Below are 24,292 nucleotides of genomic sequence, written 5' to 3'. Positions count from 1 at the left end.
GACGGCGGCACCCCGGGCAGGCTACCGGCGCCCCACCCGTCAGCGGCCGCGCAGCCGCCGTACGAGGATGCTCGCGTCGCCCCGCGACTCCAGGTCCGCGAGTACCACCGCGACGGCCTCGCGGACGATCCGTCCGCGGTCGACCGCGAGCCCGTGCTCCCCGCGCAGCACGAGACGCGCGTGTTCGAGGTCCATCAGTTCCTCGGCGGAGACATAGACGGTGATCTTCTCGTCGTGGCGCTCACGGCCGCTGGGCCGCCGGTTCGCCCCGCGCCCGCCACCACGCCTGCGTTGCTGCTGGACGGCGGGGGCGGGAACCGCCTCCTGCGCGGACGACGGCGTCGGCGACTGCGCGGACGGCGAGGACTGCTGGGGCCTGCGCCCCGGCTGTCCGGCCATCGCGACCCGGTCGCCACCGCGGCTGCGCGATTCCCCCGCGTCGGCGTCCGCCGCGGAGTGCTCCTCCCGCGCGGCGGCAGCGGTGCCGGTCTCCGTCGTACCCGCGGCCGACCCGTCGGCCCCGGTGTCGCTCTCACCGGCCGGACCGGGCACCCGGGCCTCGCCGTTCGCCTTGCGCCGCCGGTCCGCGGGGGACGAGGCCTGCAGGCCCATCCCCCCGGTGGTACGGAACAGTTCGTCGGCCCCGGGCAGACTCACTCGGCGTGACACCGGGCGAGCACCTCCCTGGCGAGCTGGCGATAGGCGGCGGCACCGACCGAGTTGGAGGCGTACGTGGTGATGGGCTCACCCGCGACCGTGGTCTCCGGGAAACGCACGGTGCGCCCGATGACCGTGTGGTACACGTGGTCGTCGAAGGCCTCGACGACGCGCGCGAGGACCTCGCGGCTGTGCACCGTACGGGAGTCGTACATGGTGGCGAGGATGCCGTCGAGCTCCAGATCCGGGTTGAGCCGCTCCTGGACCTTCTCGATGGTCTCGGTGAGCAGGGCCACGCCGCGCAGCGCGAAGAACTCGCATTCGAGCGGCACTATGACCTTGTGGGCCGCCGTCAGGGCGTTCACGGTGAGCAGGCCCAGCGACGGCTGACAGTCGATCACGATGTAGTCGTAGTCGGCCATCAGCGGCTTCAGGGCGCGCTGCAGCGTGGATTCCCGGGCGACCTCGCTCACCAGCTGCACCTCCGCAGCCGACAGGTCGATGTTGCTGGGCAGCAGGTCCATGTTCGGGACCGCGGTCTTCAGCAGCACCTCGTCGGCCGACATGCCCCGCTCCATGAGCAGGTTGTAGACCGTGAGGTCGAGCTCCATCGGGTTGACGCCGAGCCCGACCGACAGGGCTCCCTGCGGGTCGAAGTCGACGAGCAGGACGCGACGTCCGTACTCCGCGAGTGCGGCACCCAGGTTGATGGTCGACGTGGTCTTGCCGACGCCGCCCTTCTGGTTGCACATCGCGATGATCTTCGCGGGACCGTGATCGGTCAGCGGACCCGGGATCGGGAAATAGGGCAGGGGCCGACCGGTCGGGCCGATCCGCTCGCGGCGCTGTCGGGCAGCGTCGGGCGCGAGGGTGGCCGCGTACTCCGGATCGGGCTCGTACTCGGCGTCGGGGTCGTAGAAGTGCCCCTGGGGCACCTCGTCGAAGTCGGCGAAGTGGGCGGTGTCTCGGCCACTCTCGTTGCCGGCCATGGCGTTCACGTGTAGGCCGTCCATCATCTGGGGGGCTGTCGTCATGTGCTGGTGGGTGGCGAAGGTGCGGACAGCGACGGAGCCGACAGCCTCCAGCCCGTTCGGGCCCTGGCCCCGTGCAGGCATCCCTGGTTGAACACCCCCGGGAGTAAATGTCGACTCATTCACAAGTCGTCTTACCTCCTTGGATGTGACCAGGAAACTTATCGATAGGTCAGCGTGGCACCATGCCGACGATTGGCGACTCTATGGCGTGTCACCGCTCCGCAGCAACACAATCCGCCGGACCCGGCCCGATGTGTCGGCAATCGAACACCTCCCTGTCAAGGGCACGCAGCCACCGGCGCACACTTTTCACGGGTGCACGAATCGGTTGAAGGGTTACGTTCGAGACGAGTTGCGCGGAGGCCTCGCAGGGCCCGACACGAGTCCGGCCGGACCTTGCTCGGCAAGGTCCGGCCGGACTCGTGAGGTTGACTGAAGCTGTTGACCCGTCAGCCGAGGAGCGAGCTCAGCTCGACGTGCGGCAGGCCGTGCGCCTCGGCCACCTCGCGGTAAACGACCTGTCCGTCATGGGTGTTGAGACCCTTGGCCAGTGCGGCGTCACGGCGCAGCGCCTCGACCCAGCCGCGGTTGGCGAGCTCCACGATGTACGGCAGCGTGGCGTTGGTGAGGGCGTACGTGGAGGTGTTCGGCACCGCGCCGGGCATGTTCGCGACGCAGTAGAAGACCGAGTTGTGGACCATGAAGGTCGGCTCGGCGTGGGTCGTCGGGTGGGAGTCCTCGAAGCAGCCACCCTGATCGATTGCAATGTCGACAAGTACACTTCCGGGCTTCATCTTGGCGACGAGCTCGTTGGTGACGAGCTTCGGGGCCTTCGCGCCCGGGATGAGCACGGCACCGACGACGAGGTCGGCCTCGACGACGGCCTTCTCCAGCTCGAAGGCGTTGGAGACGACCGTCTGCACCTTGGTGCCGAAGATCTTGTCGGCCTCGCGCAGCTTGTTGATGTCCTTGTCGAGCAGCGTGACGTGGAAGCCGAGGCCGACGGCGATCTGCGTGGCGTTCCAGCCCGAGACGCCGCCGCCGATGACGACGGCCCTGCCGGCCGCCGTGCCGGGAACCCCGCCCGGCAGCACGCCGCGGCCACCGGCCGAGCGCATCAGGTGGTAGGCGCCGACCTGCGGGGCCAGCCGGCCCGCGACCTCGGACATCGGGGCGAGCAGCGGCAGCGCGCGGTTCGCGGTCTCGACCGTCTCGTACGCGATGGCCGTGGTGCCCGACTCCAGCAGCGCGTCCGTGCACTCGCGGGAGGCGGCGAGGTGCAGGTAGGTGAAGAGCGTCTGGTCCTTGCGGAGGCGGTGGTACTCCTCGGCGACCGGCTCCTTGACCTTGAGCAGCAGGTCGGCGGCGGCCCAGACCTCGTCGGCGGTGGCGAGTATCTGCGCTCCGGCGGCGATGTACTCCTCGTCCGTGATGGAGGAGCCGGCCCCGGCGTTCTCCTCGACGACGACCTGATGGCCGTGGCGGACGAGCTCGTTCACACCGGCAGGCGTGATCGCCACGCGGAACTCGTTGTTCTTGACTTCGCGGGGGATGCCGACCTTCACGTCGATCACGGTCCTTGACTCAGAGGGTTACCCGGACACAGCTACACATACCCGGATAGACACTGCGTAAATGGAGACACCGCGAACACACGCGGTACAGCCAGTTTAATGAAGGACTTCTCACTGTCTAGCCTTACAAAGCATTATTTTTCAGTGATCACACTGCGGATTTCGTAGGTTGCACCCTTCTCGCCCAGCAATCTGTCGGCCAGCCCCCGGTGCAGCCGGGCCGCAGCCGGGTCACCGAGCCGTTCGAGCGTGTCGGCCAGCCGCAGCTCCAGCGCCGCCTGCAGCCGTACGTCCCCGGCCCGCCTGGCCCACTCGACGGCCTCCTGGCAGGTGTGCAGCGACTCGCGCGGGCGGCCCGCGTACTCCTGCACCCGGGCGGCCTCGCTCAGGGCCCGCGCCTGGGCCGGGACATCGCCGAGCCTGCGGTACCCGGCGGCGGCGGCGCGCCAGTTCCGCAGCGCCTCGCCGTACCGCCCGGCATAGGTGTGGACGGCGCCGAGCCGCCCGTACAGCCGCGCCTCGTCGGCCCGCTCGCCCTGGGAGAGCCGCTGCGCCAGCGCGCGGCCGTACCAGTCGGAGGCCCGCTGGAAGTCCCCCAGCTCGGCGTAGGCGCCACCTACGGATTCCATCGCGCGGCCGGTGGCGTACGGGTCCTTCGCGGCCCGTCCGGCGTCCAGCGCGGCGCGGTAGCGGGCCAGCGCCTCCCGCGTACGGCCGGTCCTGGCGTCGAGGTCGGCGAGGTTGAGCAGTGCGGCGGCCCGCTCGCGCGGCAGCTCGCGCCGCTCGGCGACGGCGAGCACCAGACCGTGCAGTCCGTACAGATCGGGCGCGGCGGCCTCGGTGCCCTGGTGCACGGCCAGCGCCCGCACCAGAGCCGCCACCAACCGCCTTGCCAGAGTGTCGAGTTCACCGTCCTCGACGGCGATCCTGGCCAAGGCCTGCAGCGCGGGCGTGCGCATCCGCAGCCATGCGGCGGCCGCGTCGGGGCCGGGGAAGCGCAGCGACCGCGGCAGCCCGGCGAGCTTGCGGCGGGACGGGGAACCCTCGGGGTCGGTGACCGCCCGGCAGGACTGCAACAGCCGTACGGTCCGCTCCAGCATCCGAGCCCTGGCCAGCTGGATCTCCGTCGGCCGGTCCCGGGCCTCCAGGAGCGCCCGCAGCAACGGGGCGAGGCAGCCGGGCACCTCGTACTGCGGCTCGTCCGCCCCGTCGGTGCGCAGCAGTCCCAGGGCCACGAAGTCGTCGAGGGTCGTCCGGGCGGCCGAGACGGAGCAGCCGGCCAGCGCGGAGGCGGTGTGCGCGTCGGCGAGCCCGGCGGGAGCGAGGGCGAGCAGGCGCAGTATCCGGGCGGCGGTCGCCGGCAGGGAGTCGTGGACCAGCCGGAAGGCGCGGGCCAGCGGGCGGGCGCCGTTGGGCTGCTCCGGCTCGTCCGGCAGTTCCCGCAGCTGCTTGGTGACATCGGCGACCGAGGCCATGGGACGGGCGGCGAGCCAGCCTCCGACCATCACCAGGGCCGCCGGCAGTCCGCCGCACTCCTCGGCCAGGGTCTCGGCGGTCCGCGGGTCGACGGTGATCCTGACCTGGCCGATGAGCCGGGCGAGCAGCCGGACCGCGGAGCCCGCGTCCAGACCGCCGAGGGTGCAGGGGCGGACGCCCGCGATGCCGGTCAGCGGGCCCTCGGAGGTGGCGACGACCAGACAGTCGGGGTCGTCCGGCAGCAGCGGGTCGACCTGTTCCGCGTCCACCGCGTCGTCGAGGAGCAGCAGGGTGCGGCGCCCGGCGAGCGCCTCGCGGAGCAGCTCGGAGAGTTCGTCCCCGTCCGCGCCCGGCGGCCCCGTCACGCCCAGCTGGTCGAGCAGCTCGCGCGCGGAGCGCTCGGTGGGAACCGGCGCGCCGCCGGGATCGGTGAGCCGGGCCCTGAGCAGTCCGTCCGCGTAGTCGTCGGTGGCGAGCAGCCGTCCGGTGAGTTCGTCGGCGAGCGCGGTGCGTCCGGATCCGGGACGGCCGGCGATCAGCAGAACCCGGGCGCGGGCGGCCTTGCGGCCGGCCATGGTGTCCAGTCCGGCCCGCTCGATGTCGGCCCGTAGCGCCTTCAACTCGCGTTCGCGGCCGAAGAATCGGGGTGGGGCGGTGCCGGACGGCTCCTCGGTTCCCGCTGCCTCAACCGGGCCGCTGGTGTCCACCGCCTGATCCGTCACGGGCCACGCTCCACTTCGCTGCACGCATCGCCCGCCGGGACTCCGGTCAGGGCATTCCGAGCGTAGTTCAGGCGTATGGACGAATTCTGTGGAGCATGGCGCAGAGGTCCCTCGATCGGATCAGCATCTTTTCCGATCGGAGGGTGTCGGTGAACCGTTCAGCGGCCCGCGGAGCCGCCGGGTCGGGCTGCCGATCTGGCCACCGGGCCCCGGGCGACGCCCCGCCCGGTCCCCGTACGATCCCTTCCCGTCGAACGGCCGGACCCCGAGCGGTACTTGCGAATCGTCAGGCCTCGAACGGGCGGGCCGGCCAGGGCGCCTCGGCCGGACGCAGGGAATCGATCCCGTCACCGGCACGCACCGCCGCGAGCGAGAGGACGCCCACCACGAGGCAGTTGTTGTGCAGATCCCCGGCGAGCACCCCGCGCACCAGCTCCTGGAGCGGCACCCGGGCCAGCTCCATGTCGGCCTCCTCCTCGGAGACCTCGTAGCGCTCCCCGTCGGCCTCGGAGAGATTCCGGGCCAGGAAGATCCGTACGGCTTCGTCGCAGCCGCCCGGCGTGGTGTAGACGTCCGTCAGCACCCGCCAGTCCTCGGCCTTGGCGTACGCCTCCTCGTAGAGCTCGCGCTGTGCCGCGTGCAGCGGGTTCTCACCGGGGATGTCGAGCAGTCCGGCCGGGATCTCCCAGAGCTTGTGGCGCACCGGGTGGCGGTACTGCCGCAGCACGAGGACCCGGTCCTCCTCGTCGATCGCGAGCACGGCGACCGAACCCGGGTGGACCTGGTAGTCGCGGCGTACGACCGTACCGTCGGGCATCACCACGTCATCGGTGCGGACGCTGGTCTTGTTGCCGGTGAAGGGCGTCTTGGTCGCGGTGACCTGCCACTCCTCGGGCGTGTCCTGGAAACCCATCTACGTCCTCCCACGAAGAACAGAAACCGGGGCACGCATCCACAGTGGATCCGTACCCCGGTCAACGTTAATGCCTGCGTACCGCCGGACTACTTGCCCGATGCGGTGGTCTGCTCGCCGGCGGCCCCGGCACCCGTCTTGCGCTCGACGGCGGCCTTCACCAGGCCCGCGAAGAGCGGGTGCGGGCGGGTCGGGCGGGAGCGGAGCTCCGGGTGCGCCTGGGTGGCGACCAGGTAGGGGTGGATCTCGCGCGGGTACTCGACGTACTCGACGAGCTTGTTGTCCGGGGAGGTGCCGGAGAAGACCAGACCGGCCTTCTTCTCCAGCTCGGCCCGGTAGGCGTTGTTGACCTCGTAGCGGTGGCGGTGACGCTCCTCCACGTACGGCTGGCCGTCGTACGCCTCGCGGACCAGCGAGCCCTCGGCGAGCTTCGCCGGGTACAGGCCGAGCCGCATGGTGCCGCCCAGGTCCCCCGCGCCCTCGACGTACGCGAGCTGCTCCTCCATCGTCGAGATGACGGGGTGCGCGGTGGCGGCGTCGAACTCGGTGGAGTTGGCGTCGGGGATCTCGGCGAGGTTGCGCGCCGCCTCGATCACGATGCACTGGAGGCCGAGGCAGAGGCCGAGCAGCGGCACCTTGTTCTCACGGGCGTACTGGATGGCGCCGATCTTGCCGTCGACACCGCGGTCGCCGAAGCCGCCCGGGACGCAGATCGCATCCACGTCGGAGAGCTGCCCGGCGGCGCCGGCCGGGGTCTTGCAGTCGTCGGAGGCGACCCACTTGACCTTGACCCGGGCCTTGTTCGCGAAGCCGCCGGCCCGGACGGCCTCGGTGACCGAGAGATACGCGTCGGGCAGGTCGATGTACTTGCCGACGAGCGCGACGGTGACCTCGTGGTCGGGGTTGTGGACACGGTCCAGCAGGTCGTCCCAGGTGGACCAGTCGACGTCACGGAACGGCAGGTCGAGCTTGCGCACGACATAGGCGTCCAGGCCCTCGGTGTGCAGCACCTTGGGGATGTCGTAGATCGACTTGGCGTCCACGCAGGCCACCACGGCGGCCTCGTCGACGTCGCACATCAGCGAGATCTTGCGCTTGATGGCGGTCGGCACGTCACGGTCGGCGCGGAGCACGATGGCGTCGGGCTGGATGCCGATGTTGCGCAGCGCGGCGACGGAGTGCTGGGTCGGCTTGGTCTTGAGCTCGCCGGACGGGCCGATGTAGGGCAGCAGCGAGATGTGCACGACGAAGACGTTGTCCCGGCCGACCTCGTGGCGGACCTGGCGGACGGTCTCCAGGAACGGCAGCGACTCGATGTCACCGACCGTGCCGCCGACCTCGGTGATGACGACATCGACGTCGTCGGTGGCCATGCGGCGGATGCGGTGCTTGATCTCGTTGGTGATGTGCGGGATGACCTGCACGGTGTCGCCGAGGTACTCGCCGCGCCGCTCCTTGGCGATCACCTGGGAGTAGACCTGCCCGGTGGTGACGTTGGCGGAGCCGTCGAGGTCGACGTCGAGGAAGCGCTCGTAGTGGCCGATGTCCAGGTCGGTCTCGGCGCCGTCGTTGGTGACGAACACCTCACCGTGCTGGAACGGGTTCATCGTGCCCGGGTCGACGTTCAGGTACGGGTCGAGCTTCTGCATGGTGACCCGGAGTCCGCGCGCCTTGAGCAGGGCGCCGAGGCTGGAGGCAGTCAGACCCTTGCCGAGGGAAGAGGCGACACCCCCGGTGACGAAGATGTGCTTGGTCGTCGTGGATGTGGGCTGCATAGCCAAAGGGGGCTCCCGTGGTCGCGATCGTGAGGTGCGTACCGGCGTTGCCGTCCGGTGATTCCGGAGGTGCCGTCGCTGCGGTTCGGGGGCCTCGTCTGCGGTTGCGGACGACCACCGGTCCACGGGCTACCAGGGTATCAGCGCCGCGGGGAGGCTGCTTCCGGCCACACCCCGCACACTCACTACACAAGATCATCTCAAGCCCCTCACGCCGTACCCGTTCGGCGCAGACCCGTTGATGAGACGGTCGCGCAGATCACCCGGGTGCGTCGTATCCTGCTCGGACACTCGCTCCGGGCGAGGTTCCGAGCAGGCAGGTTCCCCCACAACAACCCCTTGCGACGACCTCTTGACCCGCAGTAATGCCCTACGGGGCGACATGGCCGTTCGACTGGAGATGCACGTGGCCGGGCGCATCGAGGATTACGCACTTATCGGAGACATGCAGACCGCCGCCCTGGTCTGCCGGGACGGCACAGTCGACTGGCTGTGCCTTCCCCGCTTCGATTCGCATGCCGTTTTTGCGGGACTTCTGGGTACTGAGGAGCACGGCTTCTGGCGCCTGGGACCGGCGCGGGAGGAGGGGGCCGAGCCGCCCTCCGCCGACCGCCGCCGCTACCGCGGGGATTCCCTGATCCTGGAATCGGAATGGGACACCCCGCGCGGAACGGTCAGAGTGACCGATTTCATGCCGCCGCGTGACGGTGCACCGCAGGTGATCCGGATCGTGGAGGGAATCAGCGGCCGGGTACCCATGCGCTCGGAGTTGCGCATGCGGTTCAGCTACGGCCGGGTCACCCCCTGGGTGCACAAGGTCGACGGCCGTACGGTCGCCGTCGCCGGCCCGGACTCCGTCTGGCTGGACACTCCCGCCGACACCTTTGGCGAGAACCTGACGACGTACTCCGATTTCACGGTCGCACCGGGTGACCGGATCGCGTTCACGATCAGCTGGCAGCCCTCGCACCACGAGCCGCCGGGTCTGCCGGACCCGGAGGGCTCGCTGGACGCGACCGCCGACTTCTGGCGCGAATGGGTCGAACAGTGCACGTACCACGGGCCCTACCGCGAGGCCGTGGTCCGCTCCCTGATCACCCTCAAGGCGCTGACATACGCGCCGACCGGCGGCATCGTCGCCGCGCCGACCACCTCCCTGCCCGAGGACATCGGCGGCTCCCGGAACTGGGACTACCGCTACACCTGGCTGCGTGACGCCGCGATCACCCTCTCCTCCCTGTTGCGCACCGGATACCGCGAGGAGGCCCGCGCCTGGCGCGAGTGGCTGCTGCGGGCGGTCGCCGGGGACCCGGAGAACCTGCAGATCATGTACGGCATCGCGGGCGAGCGCGAGCTGGGCGAGGCCGAGCTGGACTGGCTGCCCGGTTACGAGAACTCCGGCCCGGTCCGGGTCGGCAACGGCGCCGCGGGCCAGCTCCAGCTGGACGTGTACGGCGAGGTCACCGAGGCGCTGCACCTCGCCCACATGACGGGCCTGACCCGCAACGACTACGCCACGGGCCTCCAGCTCAAGCTGATCGAGTACCTGGAGAAGCACTGGGACGAGCCGGACGAGGGCATCTGGGAGGTGCGCGGCCCGCGCCGCCACTTCGTCCACTCCAAGGTGATGGCCTGGGTAGCCGTCGACCGCACCATCAAGCTGATCGAGTCCGGTGACGCGGAAGGGCCGCTGGAGCGGCTTCGGGAACTGCGTGACGAAATCCACCGCGACGTCTGCGACCGGGGTTACGACGAGGAGCGCAACACCTTCACCCAGTCCTACGGGTCGAAGGAGCTGGACGCCTCCCTCCTGCTGATCCCCCAGATGGGATTCCTGCCGCCCGACGACAAGCGCGTGATCGGCACGATCGAGGCGATCCAGCGCGAGCTGTCCACCGAGGACGGCTTCGTGCTGCGCTACCCCACCAAGGGCGAGGACGCCGGCGTCGACGGTCTGGAGGGCGACGAGGGCGCGTTCCTGGCCTGCTCGTTCTGGCTGGCCGACGACCTGGCGATGATCGGCCGGGTCGACGAGGCACGCCAGCTCTTCGAGCGCCTGCTGTCCCTGCGCAACGATCTGGGCCTGCTCGCGGAGGAGTGGGACTCCCGTCTGCAGCGCCAGGTGGGGAACTTCCCCCAGGCGTTCAGCCACGTGCCGCTGATCGACACGGCACTGCGTCTGACGGCGAGCGGGGCATACGTCGGCTGACCTCGGGAAGGGGGCGGGCATCGCGCGAGCGGTGTCCGCCCCCTTCCGTTCGCCCGGACGTCGGCCTGCTCCGGTTCCGGGCCTCGCAGGAGTGCGGCGAGCGGTGTCAGCGCGGCTGCCCCACGCTCTCCGCCCCGGTCACGACGGGCAGCTGCGAAGGCAGCCCCCATTCGCTCCAGGACCCGTCGTACACGGCCGGGTCTCGGTACCCGGCCAGCTCGGCCCCGAGCGCCAGCACGCAGGCGGTGACGCCCGATCCGCAGCTGAAGAACAGCCGCTGCCGGTCTCCGGCGAGAGCGGCGAACACGGCGCGCAGCTCATCCGCCGGGCGCATCCGGCCGTCGCGTCGAAGCTCGCCGAAGGGCAGATTGACCGCCCCCGGCATGTGGCCGGCGCGCAGCCCCGGTCGTGGCTCGGCAACCGCGCCGGAGTACCGCTCCCGGGAACGGGCGTCGAAGACCGCCGCCGCGGGGTCGGCCAGGGCCGCCACCACCTCTGCGCTGCCCACGATCCGTCCCGCGCGCGGCCGGGCCGTGAAGTCGCCCCGCTCGGCGGCGGGCTCGGGCCGGACGGTCTCCAGCGGCAGCCCTGCGTCCGTCCAGGCGGGCAGGCCGCCGTCGAGCACCGCGGCCCGGTCGAAGCCCATCGCGCGCAGCATCCACCAGGCACGCGGGCTGGAGTAGATGCCCGCGCCGTCGTAGACGACGACGGTGTCGGCGTCGTGGACGCCGAGGGAGCGCAGCTCCTCGGTGAACCGGCGGGCATCGGGCATCGTGTGCGGCAGTGGTCCCGAGTGGTCGGACAGCGCCCCGTCGATGTCGAAGGGCCGCGCGTGGGGGATCCGCAGCCCGGCGCCGCGGTGCGCGCCCACGGAGGCGTCCAGGACCACCAGTCCGGGCTCGCCCAGCCGCGACGCGAGCCAGTCGACCCCGACCAGGGGGCCGGGAAGGCCCACCCTGCTTGCGTACGCCGATACGTCGTCGCCCACGTCTGCTCCAGGTCCGGGTAGGAGAGCCGCACGGCCCGAACCGCACGGCGGTGACAAGATCGCAGCGGCCCCGACCCGTGTCAACCGTGGTTCCATGTCCCCGGGCAGGTCGAAAGCGGCAGATCAGAGCCGCCGCTCCCGGTCGGCGGACCCCCTCGGCACCTCCCCGACCGCGCCTTCCGCGCCCGGGGCCGGTACCTTCCTGAATCAGGGCGACCGCCCGTCCGAACCGAATGGAAACGCGAGGCCAGAGCCAGTGGAGACGCAAGGCGGAATCACCGTGCAGCGGGCCCTTGAGCTGCCGGGGCTGCGCAGCGGGCTCCCGGAGGTGGTGGCCGGTGCGGACCGGCTGAACCGTACGGTGCGCTGGGTGCACGCGGGCGAGGTCCCGAACATCGCTTCGCTGCTCAAGGGCGGTGAGCTGCTGCTCACCACCGGGCTGGGACTCGGCACCCGTCCCGCCGAGCAGCGCGCCTTCGTCCGCAGGCTCGCCGACCGCGGGATCGCCGCCCTGGTGGTGGAGCTCGGTCCGCGCTTCAGCAGGCTGCCCGCATCGATCGTGGACGCCGCCCGAGCGGCCGGTCTGCCGCTGGTGCAGCTGCACCGCGAGGTGCCGTTCGTGACGGTGACCGAGGAGATACACACCGAGATCGTCAACGGTCACTACGCCCTGCTGCGGCAGGCCGAGGACGTGCACCGCAGGTGCACGGAAGCGCTCCTCGGCGGTGGCGGGGTGCCCCAGGTGCTGGGCATCCTGGCGGACTTCGCGGCCAACCCGGTCTTCCTGGAGACGGCGGACGGCCAGCTGCTGTACGCGGCCGGCCCCGGGTCCGGGCCGGTGTCCGCCGATCCGCTCCAGGTGTGGGACGGAATGCGCGGCGGCCGGGCGGCCCGCGAGGCGCCGCCCACGGGTTCGGTGCTGGTGGACGTGCCGGGCGGCGGCCCGGGAACCGGTTCGGTACGGGCCAGACTGGTGCTGCTGGCCGTGTCCGCACCGCTGGTGACGGTGCACCGGATGGCGGCGGAACGGGCGGCGGGGATCCTCGCCGTCGTGCTGATGCAGGCCCGTCAGGAGGAGGAGCTCGCGGCGCGCGGCCGGGGCGACTTCCTGTCGGATCTCGCGGAGGGCCGGATCGCTCCGGAGGACGCCCCGGCGCAGGCCCGCGTGCTGGGCTTCAAGCCGGGCGGGACGCCGTTGTTGCCGGTGGTGATGCGGCTGGCCCCCGAGCTGTCCGTGTCGGGGAACTGGGCGCTGCTGGCACGGGCGGTGCTGGAGGAGCTCTCGTCGGTGGGCGTGCCGGTGCTGCTCGGCGTGCGGCCCGTGGAGGGCCGGGTTCCGGTGTTGCTGGGGCTGCGGTCCGAGACGGAGCGCACGGCGGTCGCGGACCGGGTCGCGGCAGCGTTGCGGGCCGGTGTGGAACGCGCCGGTCTGGAACGTGCCGGATCGCATCCGCCGGTCGTGGTGGTGGGCGTGGCCGGCGGCTGGGCCGCGGCCGGTGCCGGACTGCGGCACGCCGCGGAGACGGCGACGGCCGCGCAGGGACTCAGCGACCGGCCCTGGTACGACGCCCGGCGCCTGGACATCGACCTGCTGCTGTGGCGGCTGCGGGACCATCCGGATCTGGCCGCGTTCGTGGACCGGGCGATCGGTCCGCTGCGCGACCACGACCGCAGTTCGCGCCCTCCGCTGCTGCCGACGCTGGAGACGTACCTCGCCCACGCGGGCCGCAAGGCGGAGACGGCACGTGAACTCCATCTGAACCGGCAGACGTTGTACAACCGGCTGGCCCGCATCGGCGAGCTGCTCGGCACCGACCTCGACGACCCCCAGGCGGTCCTGGCCCTGAGTCTGGCGCTCCGGGCCCGCCGCCACACCTCGTAGCCCCGGGCCCGCCGCCACACGTCGCAGCCCCCCACTGCCCCGGACCTGGCGGAGCACGGCGACGGAGCGTTCACCGCGTCCGGGCCACCGCCAACGGCTGCGTCAACTCGTCGTAGACGGAGAGGACTTGCGCGATCGTGTCGTCCTCCGTCGGCCAGTCGGCGGCCTGCGCGCGCCCTGCGGCCACCAACTGCTCACACCGCTCCGGATCACCGAGCAGCCTGACGACCGCCCGCCCGAGCGCCTCGCCGTTGCCGCACGGCACGAGCTCCGCCCCGTCCCCGACGAGTTCGGGCACCCCTCCGACCGCGGTGGCGACCAGCGGAACGCCGAGCCGCAGCGCCTCCTGGGCCAGCACCGAGCGCGCCTCCCACCGGCTGGACAACACGGCCAGATCGGCGACGGCGAGCAGTTCGACGATGTCGTCGCGGCTGCCGATGAGCCGGACGGACAGCTCCTCGTCGCTGATCCGGCGCTGCAGGGCCGCCCGTTCCCGCCCCTCCCCCGCGATGACCAGCAGCGGCACGGGGTCGAGCCCGCGCCACATCCGTGCGGCGTCGAGCAGCGTGTCGTACCCGTGGTGCGGCACGAGACTCCCGTACGAAACGATCAACGGTCGCTCCGTCACACCGAGTTCGGCCCGCGCCTTGCCCTCGTGGACGACGACGGGCTGCTGCGGCACGGGGGCCGAGACCGGCGAGAGCCGGGCGTCGCGCGCACCTCGGCGCCGCGCCCGGTCGACCAGGTCCGATGTCGTGCCGAGCACGACTGCCGCCGCACGGGCCGCCCTTCGCTCCATCAGATGCAGCAGTCGGCTGCGGGCTCCCTCGGCGTGGGCGCGGGCGTGCCAGGTGACGACCAGCGGGACGCGTCGGCCGCCGAGCGCGAGAGCGGCCCGTACGGCGGCGTGCAGACCGTGTGCGTGGACCACGTCCGCAGTCAGGCATGCGGTACGCAGCGCGGCGACGGCGGTGGGGTCACTGCGTCGCGGTACGGGGGCGAAGTCGACTCCCCTGCCGGAGAAGTCGTAGGCGTGGTCCAGTTCGGCGGGGGCGCAGACGGTGACGTGCACGCCTCTCGCCACCAGCCCCGCGGCGAGCGAGCTGACGTGGGCACTGCTGCCCGCGCTGCCGCCGCCCAGGACTTGGACCGTACGCAGCTGTGACACGTTGAATGGCTCCCGGGGGTCCCGAGTCGGCGGTGATGGCACGCCAAGGATGCCAGTCCGTACGCACGTTCCGGCACAGTCGGGCCACTGTCCCGCTGCATACAACAGCAACCGGCCACGACCTACCACTCGTACAGGTGAGAAGCTGACGTGATGTTGACACGCCCGTGTCCCGGCCTCCTCCGTCGGCGGTCCCACAGCCCGCGGACGAGCCGGCTGACCCGGTCCCCGTGGACCGTCGCCACGACGAGCCCCGCGGTGTGGGCGACGAGACCGGCCCGGCCGCGGCCGGCGACGACGGCGACGCCGAGCGCGGCGCCCAGGGCGTAGGCCCCGGTGTCCCCGATCATGGTGCGCTCCCTCAGGTCGTCGGTGACGAGGGCTGCCGCGGCGCCCATCGGCGCGGCGGCGAGCGCGGTCCCCGGCAGGCCCGGGGCCCCGAGAGCGAGCACGGTGGCGGCAGCGGCGGCGGGCCGTACGTCCGTCAGATTGACGAGGTGCGCGGTCGCGGCGATCACGACCCCGGCGAGGATCCGATCGACGGGACGCTCCTTGAGCAGTGCCCCGGCCGCGAGCCCTGCGGTCCCGATCCCGAGAAGTTTCACCGCGCCGCTGGTCACCTCACCGCCCCGCAGCGCGCCCAGATGGGCCCGGAACCCCTGGCGCGGATCGTCGGCACCGACGAGGTCGTCGTAGGCACCGCAGCCGCCGGCCGCGAGCACGGCGAGCACGGCGGCGCACCTGGTGCGAGCAGGCAGCGGAAGGACTGCGGCTCCGGCCACGGCGCCGAGCGCGGCGGCCGGGCCCGCGTACAGATCGACGGTGCGGCCCGCGTAGTTGGTGCGCTGCCCGCGCTTTCGCGGCCGGGCCCGCAGCACCCGGTACGCGCCCCCCGCGACGGCGGCGGCGACCGCACCCGACACCACGGCCCTGCTCCACGCTGCTCCCATACGGGCCAGGCTACGCAGCGCTCCGCCGGGGCCGTCCGGCGGCCGCCCGGTACCCGAACCGCCGGGCGCCCCGGAGGACGAGGACGCCCGGCCGCCGGCCGCGAAGCCCCGGCTACCCGTCCGCCCGCGCCGCCGCGAGCAGTTCCTCCGCATGGGCCCGCGCCGTCTGCGAGTCCTCCTGCCCGGCGAGCATCCGGGACAGCTCCCGCACCCGGTCCTCGCCCTCCAGGACCGTGACCCCGCTGCTGGTCACCGACCCGTCGACGGTCTTCTCGACGAGCAGTTGCCGGTCGGCGAAGGCCGCCACCTGCGGCAGGTGCGTGACGACGACGACCTGGGCGGACCTGGCGAGCTTCGCGAGCCGCCGCCCGACCTCCACGGCGGCCTTGCCGCCGACGCCCGCGTCCACTTCGTCGAAGAGGTACGTGGGCACGGGATCGGAGCCGGCGAAGACCACCTCGACGGCGAGCATCACCCGGGACAGCTCGCCGCCCGACGCGCCCTTGGCGATCGGCCGCGGCTGGGCTCCCGGGTGCGGAGCCAGCAGGAGCTCGACCTCGTCGGCGCCGGACGGACCGTAGACCACGCTCCGCCCACCGACCTCGATGCCGGAGGTCTCGTCGGCCGCCTCGGTCTGCCGGATGTCGAAGGACACCCGGGCGTGCGGCATCGCGAGGGAGGCCAGTTCCGCCGTGACGGCCTCGGCGAAACGCTCCGCCGCCCCGGTACGCGCGTCGGTCAACGCCTGTCCGAGGCCCGAGAGTTCTGCCCGCAGCGCGTCGCGCTCCGCCGTCAGTTCGCCGATGCGGTCGTCGTCGCCCTCCAGCTCGGTGAGCCGGGCGGCCCCCTCCTGGGCCCAGGCGAGCACGGCGGTGATGTCCTCGCCGTACTTGCGGGTGAGCCCCGTGAGCGCCGCGCGCCGCTCCTCCACCGCGGCGAGCCGCAGCGGATCGGCGTCCAGCTGGTCCGCGTACCCGGCCAGTTCACCCGCCACGTCGGCGAGCAGGATCGAGATCTCGCCGATCCGGTCGGCGAGCGCGGCCAGCGCCGGGTCGTGGGCCCGCACGGCGTCCAGGGACCGTCCGGCGGCCGCGACCACGGTCGTCGCGTCGACACCCTCCGGGTCCTCCGGGTTGCCCGCGAGCGCCGTGTGCGCGAGGGCCGCCGCGGAGGCGAGGGCCTCGGCGTGACCGAGCCGTTCGGCCTCGGCGGCCAGGTCGTCGTCCTCGCCCGCCAACGGTTCCACCCCGGCGATCTCGCCCAGCCCGAAACGCAGCAGATCCGCTTCCTGGGCGCGTTCGCGGGCGCGCGTCGTCAGCTCGTCGAGTTCCGTGACGACGGCCCGCAGCCGCTGGTACGCCGCCGCGTACTTGGCGTGCGGCACGGCGACGCCGTCGCCCGCGTACCGGTCCAGGGCCTGTCGCTGCCGGGCGGGCTTGAGCAACCCCTGCTGGTCGGTCTGGCCGTGCACGGCGACGAGTTCGTCGGCCAGTTCCGCGAGCACCCCCACCGGCACCGATCTCCCGCCGAGATGCGCCCGGGAGCGCCCCTCCGCGGAGACGGTACGGCTGATCAACAGCGCACCGTCGTCGAATTCGGCCCCGGCCTCCTCGGCCCGCAGGGCCACGGCCTCGCCCTCGGACACCGTGATCCGTCCCTCGACGACGGCGGCCTTGGCCCCGATCCGTACGAGGGCGGGGTCGGCACGCCCGCCGAGCAGCAGCCCCAGGCTGGTGACGACCATGGTCTTGCCCGCGCCGGTCTCACCCGTCACCGCGGTGAAACCGGGTGACAGCTCGACCACCGCGTCGTCGATGACTCCGAGCGACCGTATCCGCATCTCCTCCAACACGGACATGACCTTACGAGGTCCGAGCCCCGATGTGCGACGGACCCCGCCCCACGGGGTTCACTCTCCCGTGTGCTCCTGGAGCATTCGGACCGCCTCCGGAGGCGTGTCCGCCGGTCAGTGCGGCGCGCCCCGCCACCCCGAGACGGGCAGCGCGAACTTCGCCACCAGCCGGTCCGTGAACGAGGCGTGGTGCAGCCGTGCCAGCCGTACGGGCACCGCACCGCGGCGCACCTCGACCCGCGCGCCCGAGGGCAGCTCCACGGTCCTGCGCCCGTCGCACCACAGCACCCCGTGCGGGGTGTGCTGCTGGACCTCGACGGCCAGCACCGAGTCCGGCGAGGTCACCAGTGGCTTGGCGAACAGCGCGTGGGCGCTGATCGGCACCATCAGCAGCGCCTCGACCTCGGGCCAGACGACGGGACCGCCCGCCGAGAAGGCGTAGGCGGTCGATCCGGTCGGGGTGGCGCAGACGATCCCGTCGCAGCCGAACCCGGTCACCGGCCGGCCGTCGATCTCCAGGACGACCTCCAGCATCCGCTCGGGCGACACCTTCTGCACGGCCGCTTCGTTGAGCGCCCAGTCGGTGTGGACGACGTCGCCGTTGCTGTGCACGACGACATCGAGCGTCATACGTTCCTCGACCTGGTACGCCCGGGTGACGACCCGGTCGACCACCTTGTCCAGGTCGTCCCGCTCGGCCTCGGCGAGGAAGCCGACCCGGCCGAGGTTGACACCGAGCATCGGCACCCCCGAGGCGCGGGAGAACTCGGCGCCGCGCAGCAGCGTCCCGTCCCCGCCGAGCACGATCAGCAGCTCACAGCCGTCCACGGCGCCGGGTGTGGTGTCCGTGACCGTCTCGACGGACGCCGGCAGCGGCAGATCGGCCGCCTCGGTGGCCAGCACCCGCACCCCGAGGCCGCTGCGCAGCAGTCCCTGTACGACAAGTTCGGCGCTGCGGATCGCGGCCGGGCGGCCGGTGTGCGCCAGAAGAAAGACAGTTCGTGCCGCATTCGTCGTCAACGAGGCCCCTCCGCCACTGCACGGTCGACATCCGCCGGGTCCAGCTCGGGCGCTCCGGCCCGCAGCCACAGAAAGTACTCGACATTTCCTGCGGGCCCCGGCAGCGGGCTCGCCGTCACTCCCCGCACTCCCAGGCCCAGCGCCCAGGCCCGGCGCGCCACCTCCCGTACCGCCTCGGCCCGCAGTTCGGGGCTGCGCACCACACCGCCGCTGCCGAGCCGCTCCTTGCCGACCTCGAACTGCGGCTTGACCATGAGGACCAGGTCGGCGTCCGGGGCCGCGCAGCGCGCCAGGGCGGGCAGGACCAGCCCCAACGGGATGAACGACAGGTCACCGACCACCAGATCCACCGGCTGTCCGTCGATCGCCTCCAGGGTCAGTTCGCGCACGTTGGTACGGTCCTTGACGGTGACGCGCTCATCCGACTGCAGCGACCAGGCGAGCTGTCCGTAGCCGACGTCGACCGCGACGACATGACCGGCGCCGGCCCGCAGCAGTACGTCGGTGAAGCCGCCGGTCGACGCCCCGGCGTCCAGCGCCCGCCGCCCCTCGGTCCTCAGCCCGAGGGGCACGAAGGCGGCGAGGGCCCCGGCGAGCTTGTGTCCGCCGCGCGAGACGTACTCGGGGTCGCTGTCGTCCTTGGTCACGACGATGGCGGCGCGGGTCTCGACCTGGGTGGCGGCCTTGGTCGCGGTGTTGCCACCGACGGTCACCCGTCCCGCGGCGATCAGCTGGCTCGCGTGCTCGCGCGAGCGGGCGAGCTCACGGCGTACCAGCTCGGCGTCGAGGCGGTGACGTGTCACTCCTGCCACGTTCGGTTCAGCTCCTGTGGTTGTACGAGGGCATCGGTGCGGGTGCGGGTCCTGCGTCCAGCGCGGTCAGCGCGTCGCGCAGCCCACGATGTACATCCTCGTACACCTCGACGTGCCCGTCCGCCGTGAGGTGGTCCGCATCGGCCAGACGCTCCAGCCGCGCGTCGACCTCCGCGTTGCCGGTGGGGGTGCGTGCGATGCCGAGGGGAGCGGGCGCGGCGGGCTCGGACACGGTTGCGGCGCCCGGGACCGTGTCCTCGTCGGGCGAGCCCTGCGCCGCTTCCCCGGACGTCGCTCCGGACGTTGTTGCGTGTACCGTCCCGGGCCCCGGCATCGAGTCGCTCATGCGGGAAACGCTACCGCGTGGGGCTGCGGTACCGTCGGTCACGATGGCGACCATGGCGGAGTGCCGCAGCGCACTCGACAGACTCTCCGGCAACCTCGCGGTGGCCGACGGCGACGTGCGCAGCGCGGCGGCCCTCGACCGCTCGCTCAGCTGCCACATCAAGGACCTCGACATCACCTTCACCGGGCGGCTGGCCGATGGCCGGATCCAGGTCCTGGACACGGCCGACGGCCCGCCCAGGGAGAAGGCCGAGATCCGGCTCGCGATGACCGGTGACGATCTGGTGGCCATGGTGGACGGTGAGCTGAACTTCGCCAAGGCATGGGGCACGGGCCGGGTCCGGCTGGAGGCCGGCTTCCGCGACCTGCTCAGACTCAGGACGCTGCTGTAGCCGCCGCGCGGGCCCCTTCCCCGGCCCGTGACGCGACCGGGGCGGCGGCTCGTTCGGTCCCCTCGTTCCGTCAGCCCCCCGTCGAGGCCCCGGCGGACGCCTTGCCCCGTGTGCCCGCCCCGCCGCTCCGCGGCTTGCGCGCGGCCGGGACCACCAGCGGCGTACCGGTCTCCGGGTCGTCGATGACCTGGCAGCGCAGGCCGAAGACCCGCTCCACCAGTTCCGCGGTGACGATGTCGCCCGGCGCCCCCTCGGCGATCACCTCGCCCTCCCGCATCGCGATGAGGTGTGTGGCATACCGCGCGGCGTGGTTCAGATCGTGCAGGACGGCCACCAGGGTGCGCCCCTGCGCCTCGTGCAGTTCCGCGCAGAGGTCGAGGACGTCGATCTGGTGCTGGATGTCGAGGTACGTCGTCGGCTCGTCGAGCAGCAGGAGCGGTGTCTGCTGGGCGAGCGCCATGGCGATCCAGACGCGCTGCCGCTGCCCGCCGGACAATTCGTCGACATAGCGATCGGCGAGCGTGCCGACCCCGGTCGCCGCCATCGATTCCTCGACAATGCGTTCGTCGTCCGGCGACCACTGCCGCAGCAGCCCCTGATGCGGGTACCGGCCGCGCCCGACGAGGTCGGCGACGGTGATCCCGTCCGGCGCGACGGAGGACTGCGGCAGCAGTCCCAACGTCCTGGCCACCTTCTTCGCGGGCATCGCGTGGATCGCCTGCCCGTCCAGGAGCACCCGTCCGCTGTTCGGCTTCAGCATCCGCGAGAGCGCGCGCAACAGGGTCGACTTGCCGCAGGCGTTGGGACCGACGATCACCGTGAACGAGTTGTCGGGGATCTCGACGGAGAGATTCTCCGCGATGACCCGCCGGTCGTAGCCGAGGGTCACCGAGTCCGCGGTGAGGCGCTGCATGGGTCGTACTCCCGGGGTCGGGGGTGATCGGGCGCGAGGGCCGTCCTTCACCACAGGCGGCGGGTGGGCCCGAGCCCGGCCCGACCCGCCTGGCGGGTCGGCCATCCGGACGGCGGCACACCGAGCAGAACGAAGTTAGGTTAGCCTACCCTCCTTTGCTCTTGAAGCGCCGGGAGCCGTTCCTACAGCCCCAGCCTGGCGACCGCCTTCGCCACGTCCAACCCGCACGAGCCGTCCCCCGCGTACGACCACGCCGCCCCGCAGAGCGCCCGCAGCCCGTCGAGCACGTCCCCGTCCCCCTCGATCGCCAGGTCGCCACCGCGCACCGCCGCCGTCCAGCCACCGCAGCCGAACCCGTCGCCCGTCCGCGTCACCTCGGGCTGCCCGGTCAGCAACCCCCGCAGGTCCGCGTCCACGAACGTCGGCCGGTGCTTGGGCCCGGCGGCCAGCAACCGCGCCGCGTCCGTCACCCCGGTGAGCACCAGCAGGGAGTCCACACCCCCGTTGAAGGCACCCTCGATGTCCGTGTCCAGCCGGTCCCCGACCACCAGCGGACGCTCCGCCCCGGTCCGCAGCACCGTCTCCCGGTGCATCGGCGGCAACGGCTTCCCGGCGACCTGCGGCTCGGCCCCGGTGGCGATCCGTACGACCTCCACCGCCGCGCCGTTCCCCGGCGCGATCCCCCGGGCACTCGGAATCGTCAGATCAGTGTTGGACGCGAACCACGGCACCCCCCGCGCGATCGCGTAGGCCGCCTCGGCGAACCGCCCCCACGCCATGTCGGGCCCGCCGTACCCCTGCGCCACCGCGGCCGGCTCGTCGTCCGCCGATTCCACCGGCACCAGCCCGCGCTCGCGCAGCGCGACGCGCAGCCCCTCGCCACCCACCACCAGCACCCTTGCACCGGCAGGCAGCTGATCCGCCATCAGCCGCGCCACCGCCTGCGCCGAGGTGATCACATCGCCGGGCCGGGCAGGCACCCCGAGGTCGGTCAGGTGCTCGGCCACCGCGGCCGGCGTCCGCAGGGCGTTGTTGGTCACGTACGCCAGATGCATCCCGCCCTCCCGCGCCGCTCCCAGCGAGTCGACGGCGTGGACGATCGCATGACCGCCCGCGTACACCACCCCGTCGAGATCGAGCAGCGCCGTGTCGTACGCCTCGTTCAACGCGGTGCCGCTGCCGCTCGGCCTGGTCCTGCTCGCCTGACTCATTCTTTGCGCTCCTCGTTCCATGCTTCTGTCCCGATCATCGCGCATCCCCGCCTCACACATACGATGCAGAAATGAACACATCAGGTCCGGCCGGCCAGGGACTGCGTCTGGCCCCGTTCCGTGGACTGCGCTACGTCCCCGAGCGGGTCGGCAGTCTCGCCGCGGTGACCTCACCGCCGTACGACGTCGTCGTGCGCCCCGACGGACTGCACCACCTGGAGTCGGCGGACCCGCACAACATCGTCCGGCTGATCCTGCCGCAGGCCGACACCGCCGCGGCCCGTCACAAGCAGGCCGCCGAGACCCTGGACCGCTGGCTGGCCGAGGGCGTTCTCGCTCCCGATGCCGAGCCCGCGCTGTACGTCTACGAACAACGCGACGCCGAGATCCTGCAACGCGGCGTCGTCGGAGCACTGGCACTCTCCGCACCCGCCGAAGGCATCGTCCTGCCGCACGAGGACGTGATGGCCCACGTCGTCGAGGACCGGGCCGACCTGATGCGCACCACGGCCGCCCATCTCGAACCGCTGCTGCTCACCTACCGCGGCGACGATTCCGTCTCGGGCGCGACCTCCGTCATCGAGCGGACCATCGAGCGTCCACCGCTGCTCGCCACCACCACCGAGGACGGCTACAGCCACCGGCTGTGGGCGGTCACCGATCCGGCCGAACGAGCCGAGATCGAGGCCGATCTGGCCCACCACCAGGCCCTGATCGCCGACGGCCACCACCGCTGGGCCACCTATCTCCGGCTGCAACAGGAGCACACCGCTCCCGGCCCCTGGGACTTCGGCCTGGTCCTTCTCGTCGACACGGCCCGCTACCCGCTCCGGGTCCGCGCCATCCACCGGCTGCTGCACCGCCTCCCCGTCGCCGACGCGCTCGCCGCGCTGAACGGCCTCTTCCGCGTCCGCGACATCGAGGGCCCGCTGCCCCTGGCCCTGGAGGCACTCGCCGAGGCGGCCGTCGAAGGCAACGCGTTCCTGCTCGCCGGCGACGGTCGCTTCCACCTCGTCGACCGCCCCGACGCCGCTCTGCTGGCACGTACGATTCCGGCCGATCACCCGACCGCCTGGCGGACCCTCGACGCGACGGTCCTGCACGCGGCTCTGCTCGACCACGTCTGGCGGATCCCCGACGCCCCCGAACACATCGCGTACATCCACGACACGGCGGCCGCCGTCGAACAGGCCGCACGCCACAACGCGACGGCGGTCCTGATGCATCCGGTACGCGAGGAAGTCGTCCGGGACCTCGCCCGACAGGGCGTCACCATGCCTCGCAAGTCGACATCCTTCGGCCCCAAGCCCGCCAGCGGCCTGGTCCTGCGAAGCCTCGCACTCGACTGACCCCCGGAACGGCAAAAGGGCGGCACCCCGCAGGGTGCCGCCCTCTGTCATGCCTTACGCCTCGGACGTACCGTCCTGGTCCCGCCCCTTGTCCTGGTCGTCGTCCGCAGCGGTGGCCGAGGGAGCGACGTCGTTCTCACCCTCGTCGTCCTCATCCAGGGCATCGACGAACTCGACACCCTCCAGCTCGGCGAGCCGGTCCGACGCATTGGTGGCGCCGTCCTTGTCGGCCTCCAGCGCCTTCCCGAACCACTCACGTGCCTCGTCCTCGCGCCCCGCCGCCAGCAGCGCGTCCGCGTACGCGTAGCGCAGGCGCGGCGTCCACGGGTGCACGGCGTTCGAAGCCAGCTCGGGGCTCTGCAGCGTGACAATGGCCGCATCGATCTGCCCCATGTCACGACGGGCCCCGGCAGCCACCAGACGCATCTCGACCTGACCGGCCTTGTCCAGCTTCTGCACCTCGGGCTCGCCGGCCATCGCCATCGCCCGCTCGGGGCGCCCGAGTCCACGCTCGCAGTCGGCCATGACGGGCCACAGCTCCACGGAACCGGTCATCCGCTTGGCAGCGCGGAACTCCGCCAGCGCCTCCGAGTACTTCTGTGTCGCGTACGCGGCGAACCCGGCCGCCTCACGCACGGCCGCGACCCGTGAGGCCAGTCGCAGTGCGATCCGCGAGTACGCGTACGCCTGCTCGGGGTCCTCGTCGATCAGGCGGGCCACCATGACGAGGTTCCTGGCGACATCCTCGGCCAGGGTCTTCGGCAGGCTCATCAGCTCCTGCCGCACATCCTTGTCGATCTCGTCGCCGGTGACGTCCTCCGGAATCGGAAGCCGCTTGATGGGCTCACGGTCCCGGTCGTCCCGCCGCTCGTACCCACCGCGGTCGTCGCGCCCGCGGTAACCGCCCCGGCCACCGCGGTCGTCCCGCTGGCCGCGGTATCCCCCGCCGCGGCTGTCGTCACGACGGAACCCACCACCGGAACCGCCGCGGCTGTCGTCGCGCCGGTACCCGCCGCCACGGCTGTCGTCGTCGCGACGCGGGCCACGCGG

The 24,292-nt window shown here is 72.1% G+C and carries 20 protein-coding genes; 4 read left to right on the top strand and 16 right to left on the bottom strand.

Going from position 1 to position 24,292, the window contains the following annotated elements; all coding sequences use genetic code 11:
- Positions 1-39 precede the first annotated feature (39 nt).
- The 6 genes from ACIRP2_RS24865 to ACIRP2_RS24840 all read right to left on the bottom strand — a co-directional run bounded on the left by ACIRP2_RS24865 (position 40) and on the right by ACIRP2_RS24840 (position 8,151).
- On the bottom strand, positions 40-657 hold the full coding sequence (locus tag ACIRP2_RS24865) for a hypothetical protein (protein ID WP_404254420.1): 618 nt from the start codon (positions 655-657) through the stop codon (positions 40-42).
- On the bottom strand, positions 654-1,772 hold the full coding sequence (locus ACIRP2_RS24860; RefSeq protein ID WP_404253810.1) for a ParA family protein: 1,119 nt from the start codon (positions 1,770-1,772) through the stop codon (positions 654-656). The genes ACIRP2_RS24865 and ACIRP2_RS24860 overlap by 4 nt, the downstream gene beginning before the upstream one ends.
- A 368-nt stretch (positions 1,773-2,140) precedes the next feature.
- Positions 2,141-3,256 (bottom strand): alanine dehydrogenase, encoded by a 1,116-nt coding sequence (gene ald / locus ACIRP2_RS24855; protein WP_404254418.1) that lies wholly within the window; start codon positions 3,254-3,256, stop codon positions 2,141-2,143.
- A gap of 143 nt (positions 3,257-3,399) precedes the next feature.
- Complete coding sequence (locus tag ACIRP2_RS24850; RefSeq protein WP_404253808.1) at positions 3,400-5,463, bottom strand: tetratricopeptide repeat protein; 2,064 nt, start codon at positions 5,461-5,463, stop codon at positions 3,400-3,402.
- 286 nt (positions 5,464-5,749) lie between these two features.
- A complete protein-coding gene (locus tag ACIRP2_RS24845; RefSeq protein WP_404253806.1) occupies positions 5,750-6,376 on the bottom strand; it encodes an NUDIX domain-containing protein in 627 nt (208 codons plus the stop codon).
- 89 nt (positions 6,377-6,465) lie between these two features.
- A complete protein-coding gene (locus ACIRP2_RS24840; protein WP_404253804.1) occupies positions 6,466-8,151 on the bottom strand; it encodes a CTP synthase in 1,686 nt (561 codons plus the stop codon).
- Between the two features lie 406 nt (positions 8,152-8,557).
- Between ACIRP2_RS24840 and ACIRP2_RS24835 the strand changes: the two genes are divergently transcribed.
- Positions 8,558-10,360 carry a glycoside hydrolase family 15 protein gene (locus ACIRP2_RS24835; RefSeq protein ID WP_404254416.1) on the top strand — a complete coding sequence of 601 codons (1,803 nt, stop codon included), beginning with the start codon at positions 8,558-8,560 and terminating at the stop codon, positions 10,358-10,360.
- Positions 10,361-10,466: 106 nt separating this feature from the next.
- Here ACIRP2_RS24835 and ACIRP2_RS24830 read toward each other — a convergent pair whose 3' ends face one another.
- Positions 10,467-11,348, bottom strand: coding sequence for a sulfurtransferase (locus ACIRP2_RS24830; protein ID WP_404253802.1), 882 nt, complete (start codon positions 11,346-11,348; stop codon positions 10,467-10,469).
- A 256-nt stretch (positions 11,349-11,604) separates the two neighbouring features.
- Here ACIRP2_RS24830 and ACIRP2_RS24825 point away from each other — a divergent pair, with 256 nt between their 5' ends.
- Positions 11,605-13,230 carry a PucR family transcriptional regulator gene (locus ACIRP2_RS24825; RefSeq protein ID WP_404253800.1) on the top strand — a complete coding sequence of 542 codons (1,626 nt, stop codon included), beginning with the start codon at positions 11,605-11,607 and terminating at the stop codon, positions 13,228-13,230.
- A gap of 70 nt (positions 13,231-13,300) precedes the next feature.
- Here ACIRP2_RS24825 and ACIRP2_RS24820 read toward each other — a convergent pair whose 3' ends face one another.
- From ACIRP2_RS24820 to ACIRP2_RS24795, 6 genes are all read right to left on the bottom strand, one after another.
- Entirely contained in the window at positions 13,301-14,398 is a 1,098-nt protein-coding gene (locus ACIRP2_RS24820) for a glycosyltransferase family 4 protein (protein ID WP_404253798.1), read from the bottom strand.
- Between the two features lie 122 nt (positions 14,399-14,520).
- Positions 14,521-15,348: a hypothetical protein gene (locus tag ACIRP2_RS24815; RefSeq protein WP_404253796.1), complete on the bottom strand. Its 828-nt coding sequence runs from the start codon at positions 15,346-15,348 to the stop codon at positions 14,521-14,523.
- Between the two features lie 112 nt (positions 15,349-15,460).
- Positions 15,461-17,206 carry a DNA repair protein RecN gene (gene recN, locus ACIRP2_RS24810; protein ID WP_404253794.1) on the bottom strand — a complete coding sequence of 582 codons (1,746 nt, stop codon included), beginning with the start codon at positions 17,204-17,206 and terminating at the stop codon, positions 15,461-15,463.
- Positions 17,207-17,314: 108 nt separating this feature from the next.
- Entirely contained in the window at positions 17,315-18,220 is a 906-nt protein-coding gene (locus ACIRP2_RS24805; protein WP_351085792.1) for an NAD kinase, read from the bottom strand.
- Positions 18,217-19,032: a TlyA family RNA methyltransferase gene (locus ACIRP2_RS24800; RefSeq protein WP_404253791.1), complete on the bottom strand. Its 816-nt coding sequence runs from the start codon at positions 19,030-19,032 to the stop codon at positions 18,217-18,219. Before ACIRP2_RS24800 ends, ACIRP2_RS24805 begins: the two co-directional genes overlap by 4 nt.
- Positions 19,033-19,039: 7 nt before the next feature.
- Positions 19,040-19,378 carry a hypothetical protein gene (locus ACIRP2_RS24795; RefSeq protein ID WP_404253789.1) on the bottom strand — a complete coding sequence of 113 codons (339 nt, stop codon included), beginning with the start codon at positions 19,376-19,378 and terminating at the stop codon, positions 19,040-19,042.
- Positions 19,379-19,421: 43 nt separating this feature from the next.
- Between ACIRP2_RS24795 and ACIRP2_RS24790 the strand changes: the two genes are divergently transcribed.
- Positions 19,422-19,769 carry an SCP2 sterol-binding domain-containing protein gene (locus ACIRP2_RS24790; RefSeq protein ID WP_404253787.1) on the top strand — a complete coding sequence of 116 codons (348 nt, stop codon included), beginning with the start codon at positions 19,422-19,424 and terminating at the stop codon, positions 19,767-19,769.
- A 70-nt stretch (positions 19,770-19,839) separates the two neighbouring features.
- Here ACIRP2_RS24790 and ACIRP2_RS24785 read toward each other — a convergent pair whose 3' ends face one another.
- Together ACIRP2_RS24785 and ACIRP2_RS24780 are read right to left on the bottom strand one after the other, a co-directional pair.
- Complete coding sequence (locus ACIRP2_RS24785; RefSeq protein WP_404253785.1) at positions 19,840-20,682, bottom strand: ABC transporter ATP-binding protein; 843 nt, start codon at positions 20,680-20,682, stop codon at positions 19,840-19,842.
- 182 nt (positions 20,683-20,864) lie between these two features.
- Complete coding sequence (locus tag ACIRP2_RS24780; protein WP_404253783.1) at positions 20,865-21,893, bottom strand: HAD hydrolase-like protein; 1,029 nt, start codon at positions 21,891-21,893, stop codon at positions 20,865-20,867.
- Between the two features lie 71 nt (positions 21,894-21,964).
- Here ACIRP2_RS24780 and ACIRP2_RS24775 point away from each other — a divergent pair, with 71 nt between their 5' ends.
- Positions 21,965-23,242, top strand: a complete 1,278-nt coding sequence (locus tag ACIRP2_RS24775) for a DUF1015 family protein (protein WP_404253781.1) — start codon at positions 21,965-21,967, stop codon at positions 23,240-23,242.
- Positions 23,243-23,296: 54 nt separating this feature from the next.
- On the opposite strand, the gene ACIRP2_RS24770 is transcribed toward ACIRP2_RS24775, so the two are convergent.
- A complete protein-coding gene (locus ACIRP2_RS24770; RefSeq protein WP_404254414.1) occupies positions 23,297-24,013 on the bottom strand; it encodes a tetratricopeptide repeat protein in 717 nt (238 codons plus the stop codon).
- Positions 24,014-24,292 lie beyond the last annotated feature (279 nt).

The organism is Streptomyces sp. NPDC101194, from assembly GCF_044767885.1.
Lineage (GTDB): Bacteria > Actinomycetota > Actinomycetes > Streptomycetales > Streptomycetaceae > Streptomyces.
The sequence above is the reverse complement of the archived record's forward strand: the minus strand, read 5'-3'. Positions and strand labels throughout refer to the sequence as shown.

Excerpts from the sequence above, each read along its gene's own strand:
- ACIRP2_RS24860 (WP_404253810.1), bottom strand. The coding sequence starts at position 1,772 with ATGCCTGCACGGGGCCAGGGCCCGAACGGGCTGGAGGCTGTCGGCTCC.
- ACIRP2_RS24845 (WP_404253806.1), bottom strand. The coding sequence starts at position 6,376 with ATGGGTTTCCAGGACACGCCCGAGGAGTGGCAGGTCACCGCGACCAAG.
- ACIRP2_RS24840 (WP_404253804.1), bottom strand. The coding sequence starts at position 8,151 with ATGCAGCCCACATCCACGACGACCAAGCACATCTTCGTCACCGGGGGT.
- ACIRP2_RS24815 (WP_404253796.1), bottom strand. The coding sequence starts at position 15,348 with ATGGGAGCAGCGTGGAGCAGGGCCGTGGTGTCGGGTGCGGTCGCCGCC.
- recN (WP_404253794.1), bottom strand. The coding sequence starts at position 17,206 with ATGTCCGTGTTGGAGGAGATGCGGATACGGTCGCTCGGAGTCATCGAC.
- ACIRP2_RS24795 (WP_404253789.1), bottom strand. The coding sequence starts at position 19,378 with ATGAGCGACTCGATGCCGGGGCCCGGGACGGTACACGCAACAACGTCC.
- ACIRP2_RS24790 (WP_404253787.1), top strand. The coding sequence starts at position 19,422 with ATGGCGACCATGGCGGAGTGCCGCAGCGCACTCGACAGACTCTCCGGC.
- ACIRP2_RS24785 (WP_404253785.1), bottom strand. The coding sequence starts at position 20,682 with ATGCAGCGCCTCACCGCGGACTCGGTGACCCTCGGCTACGACCGGCGG.
- ACIRP2_RS24780 (WP_404253783.1), bottom strand. The coding sequence starts at position 21,893 with ATGAGTCAGGCGAGCAGGACCAGGCCGAGCGGCAGCGGCACCGCGTTG.
- ACIRP2_RS24775 (WP_404253781.1), top strand. The coding sequence starts at position 21,965 with ATGAACACATCAGGTCCGGCCGGCCAGGGACTGCGTCTGGCCCCGTTC.
- ACIRP2_RS24770 (WP_404254414.1), bottom strand. The coding sequence starts at position 24,013 with ATGAGCCTGCCGAAGACCCTGGCCGAGGATGTCGCCAGGAACCTCGTC.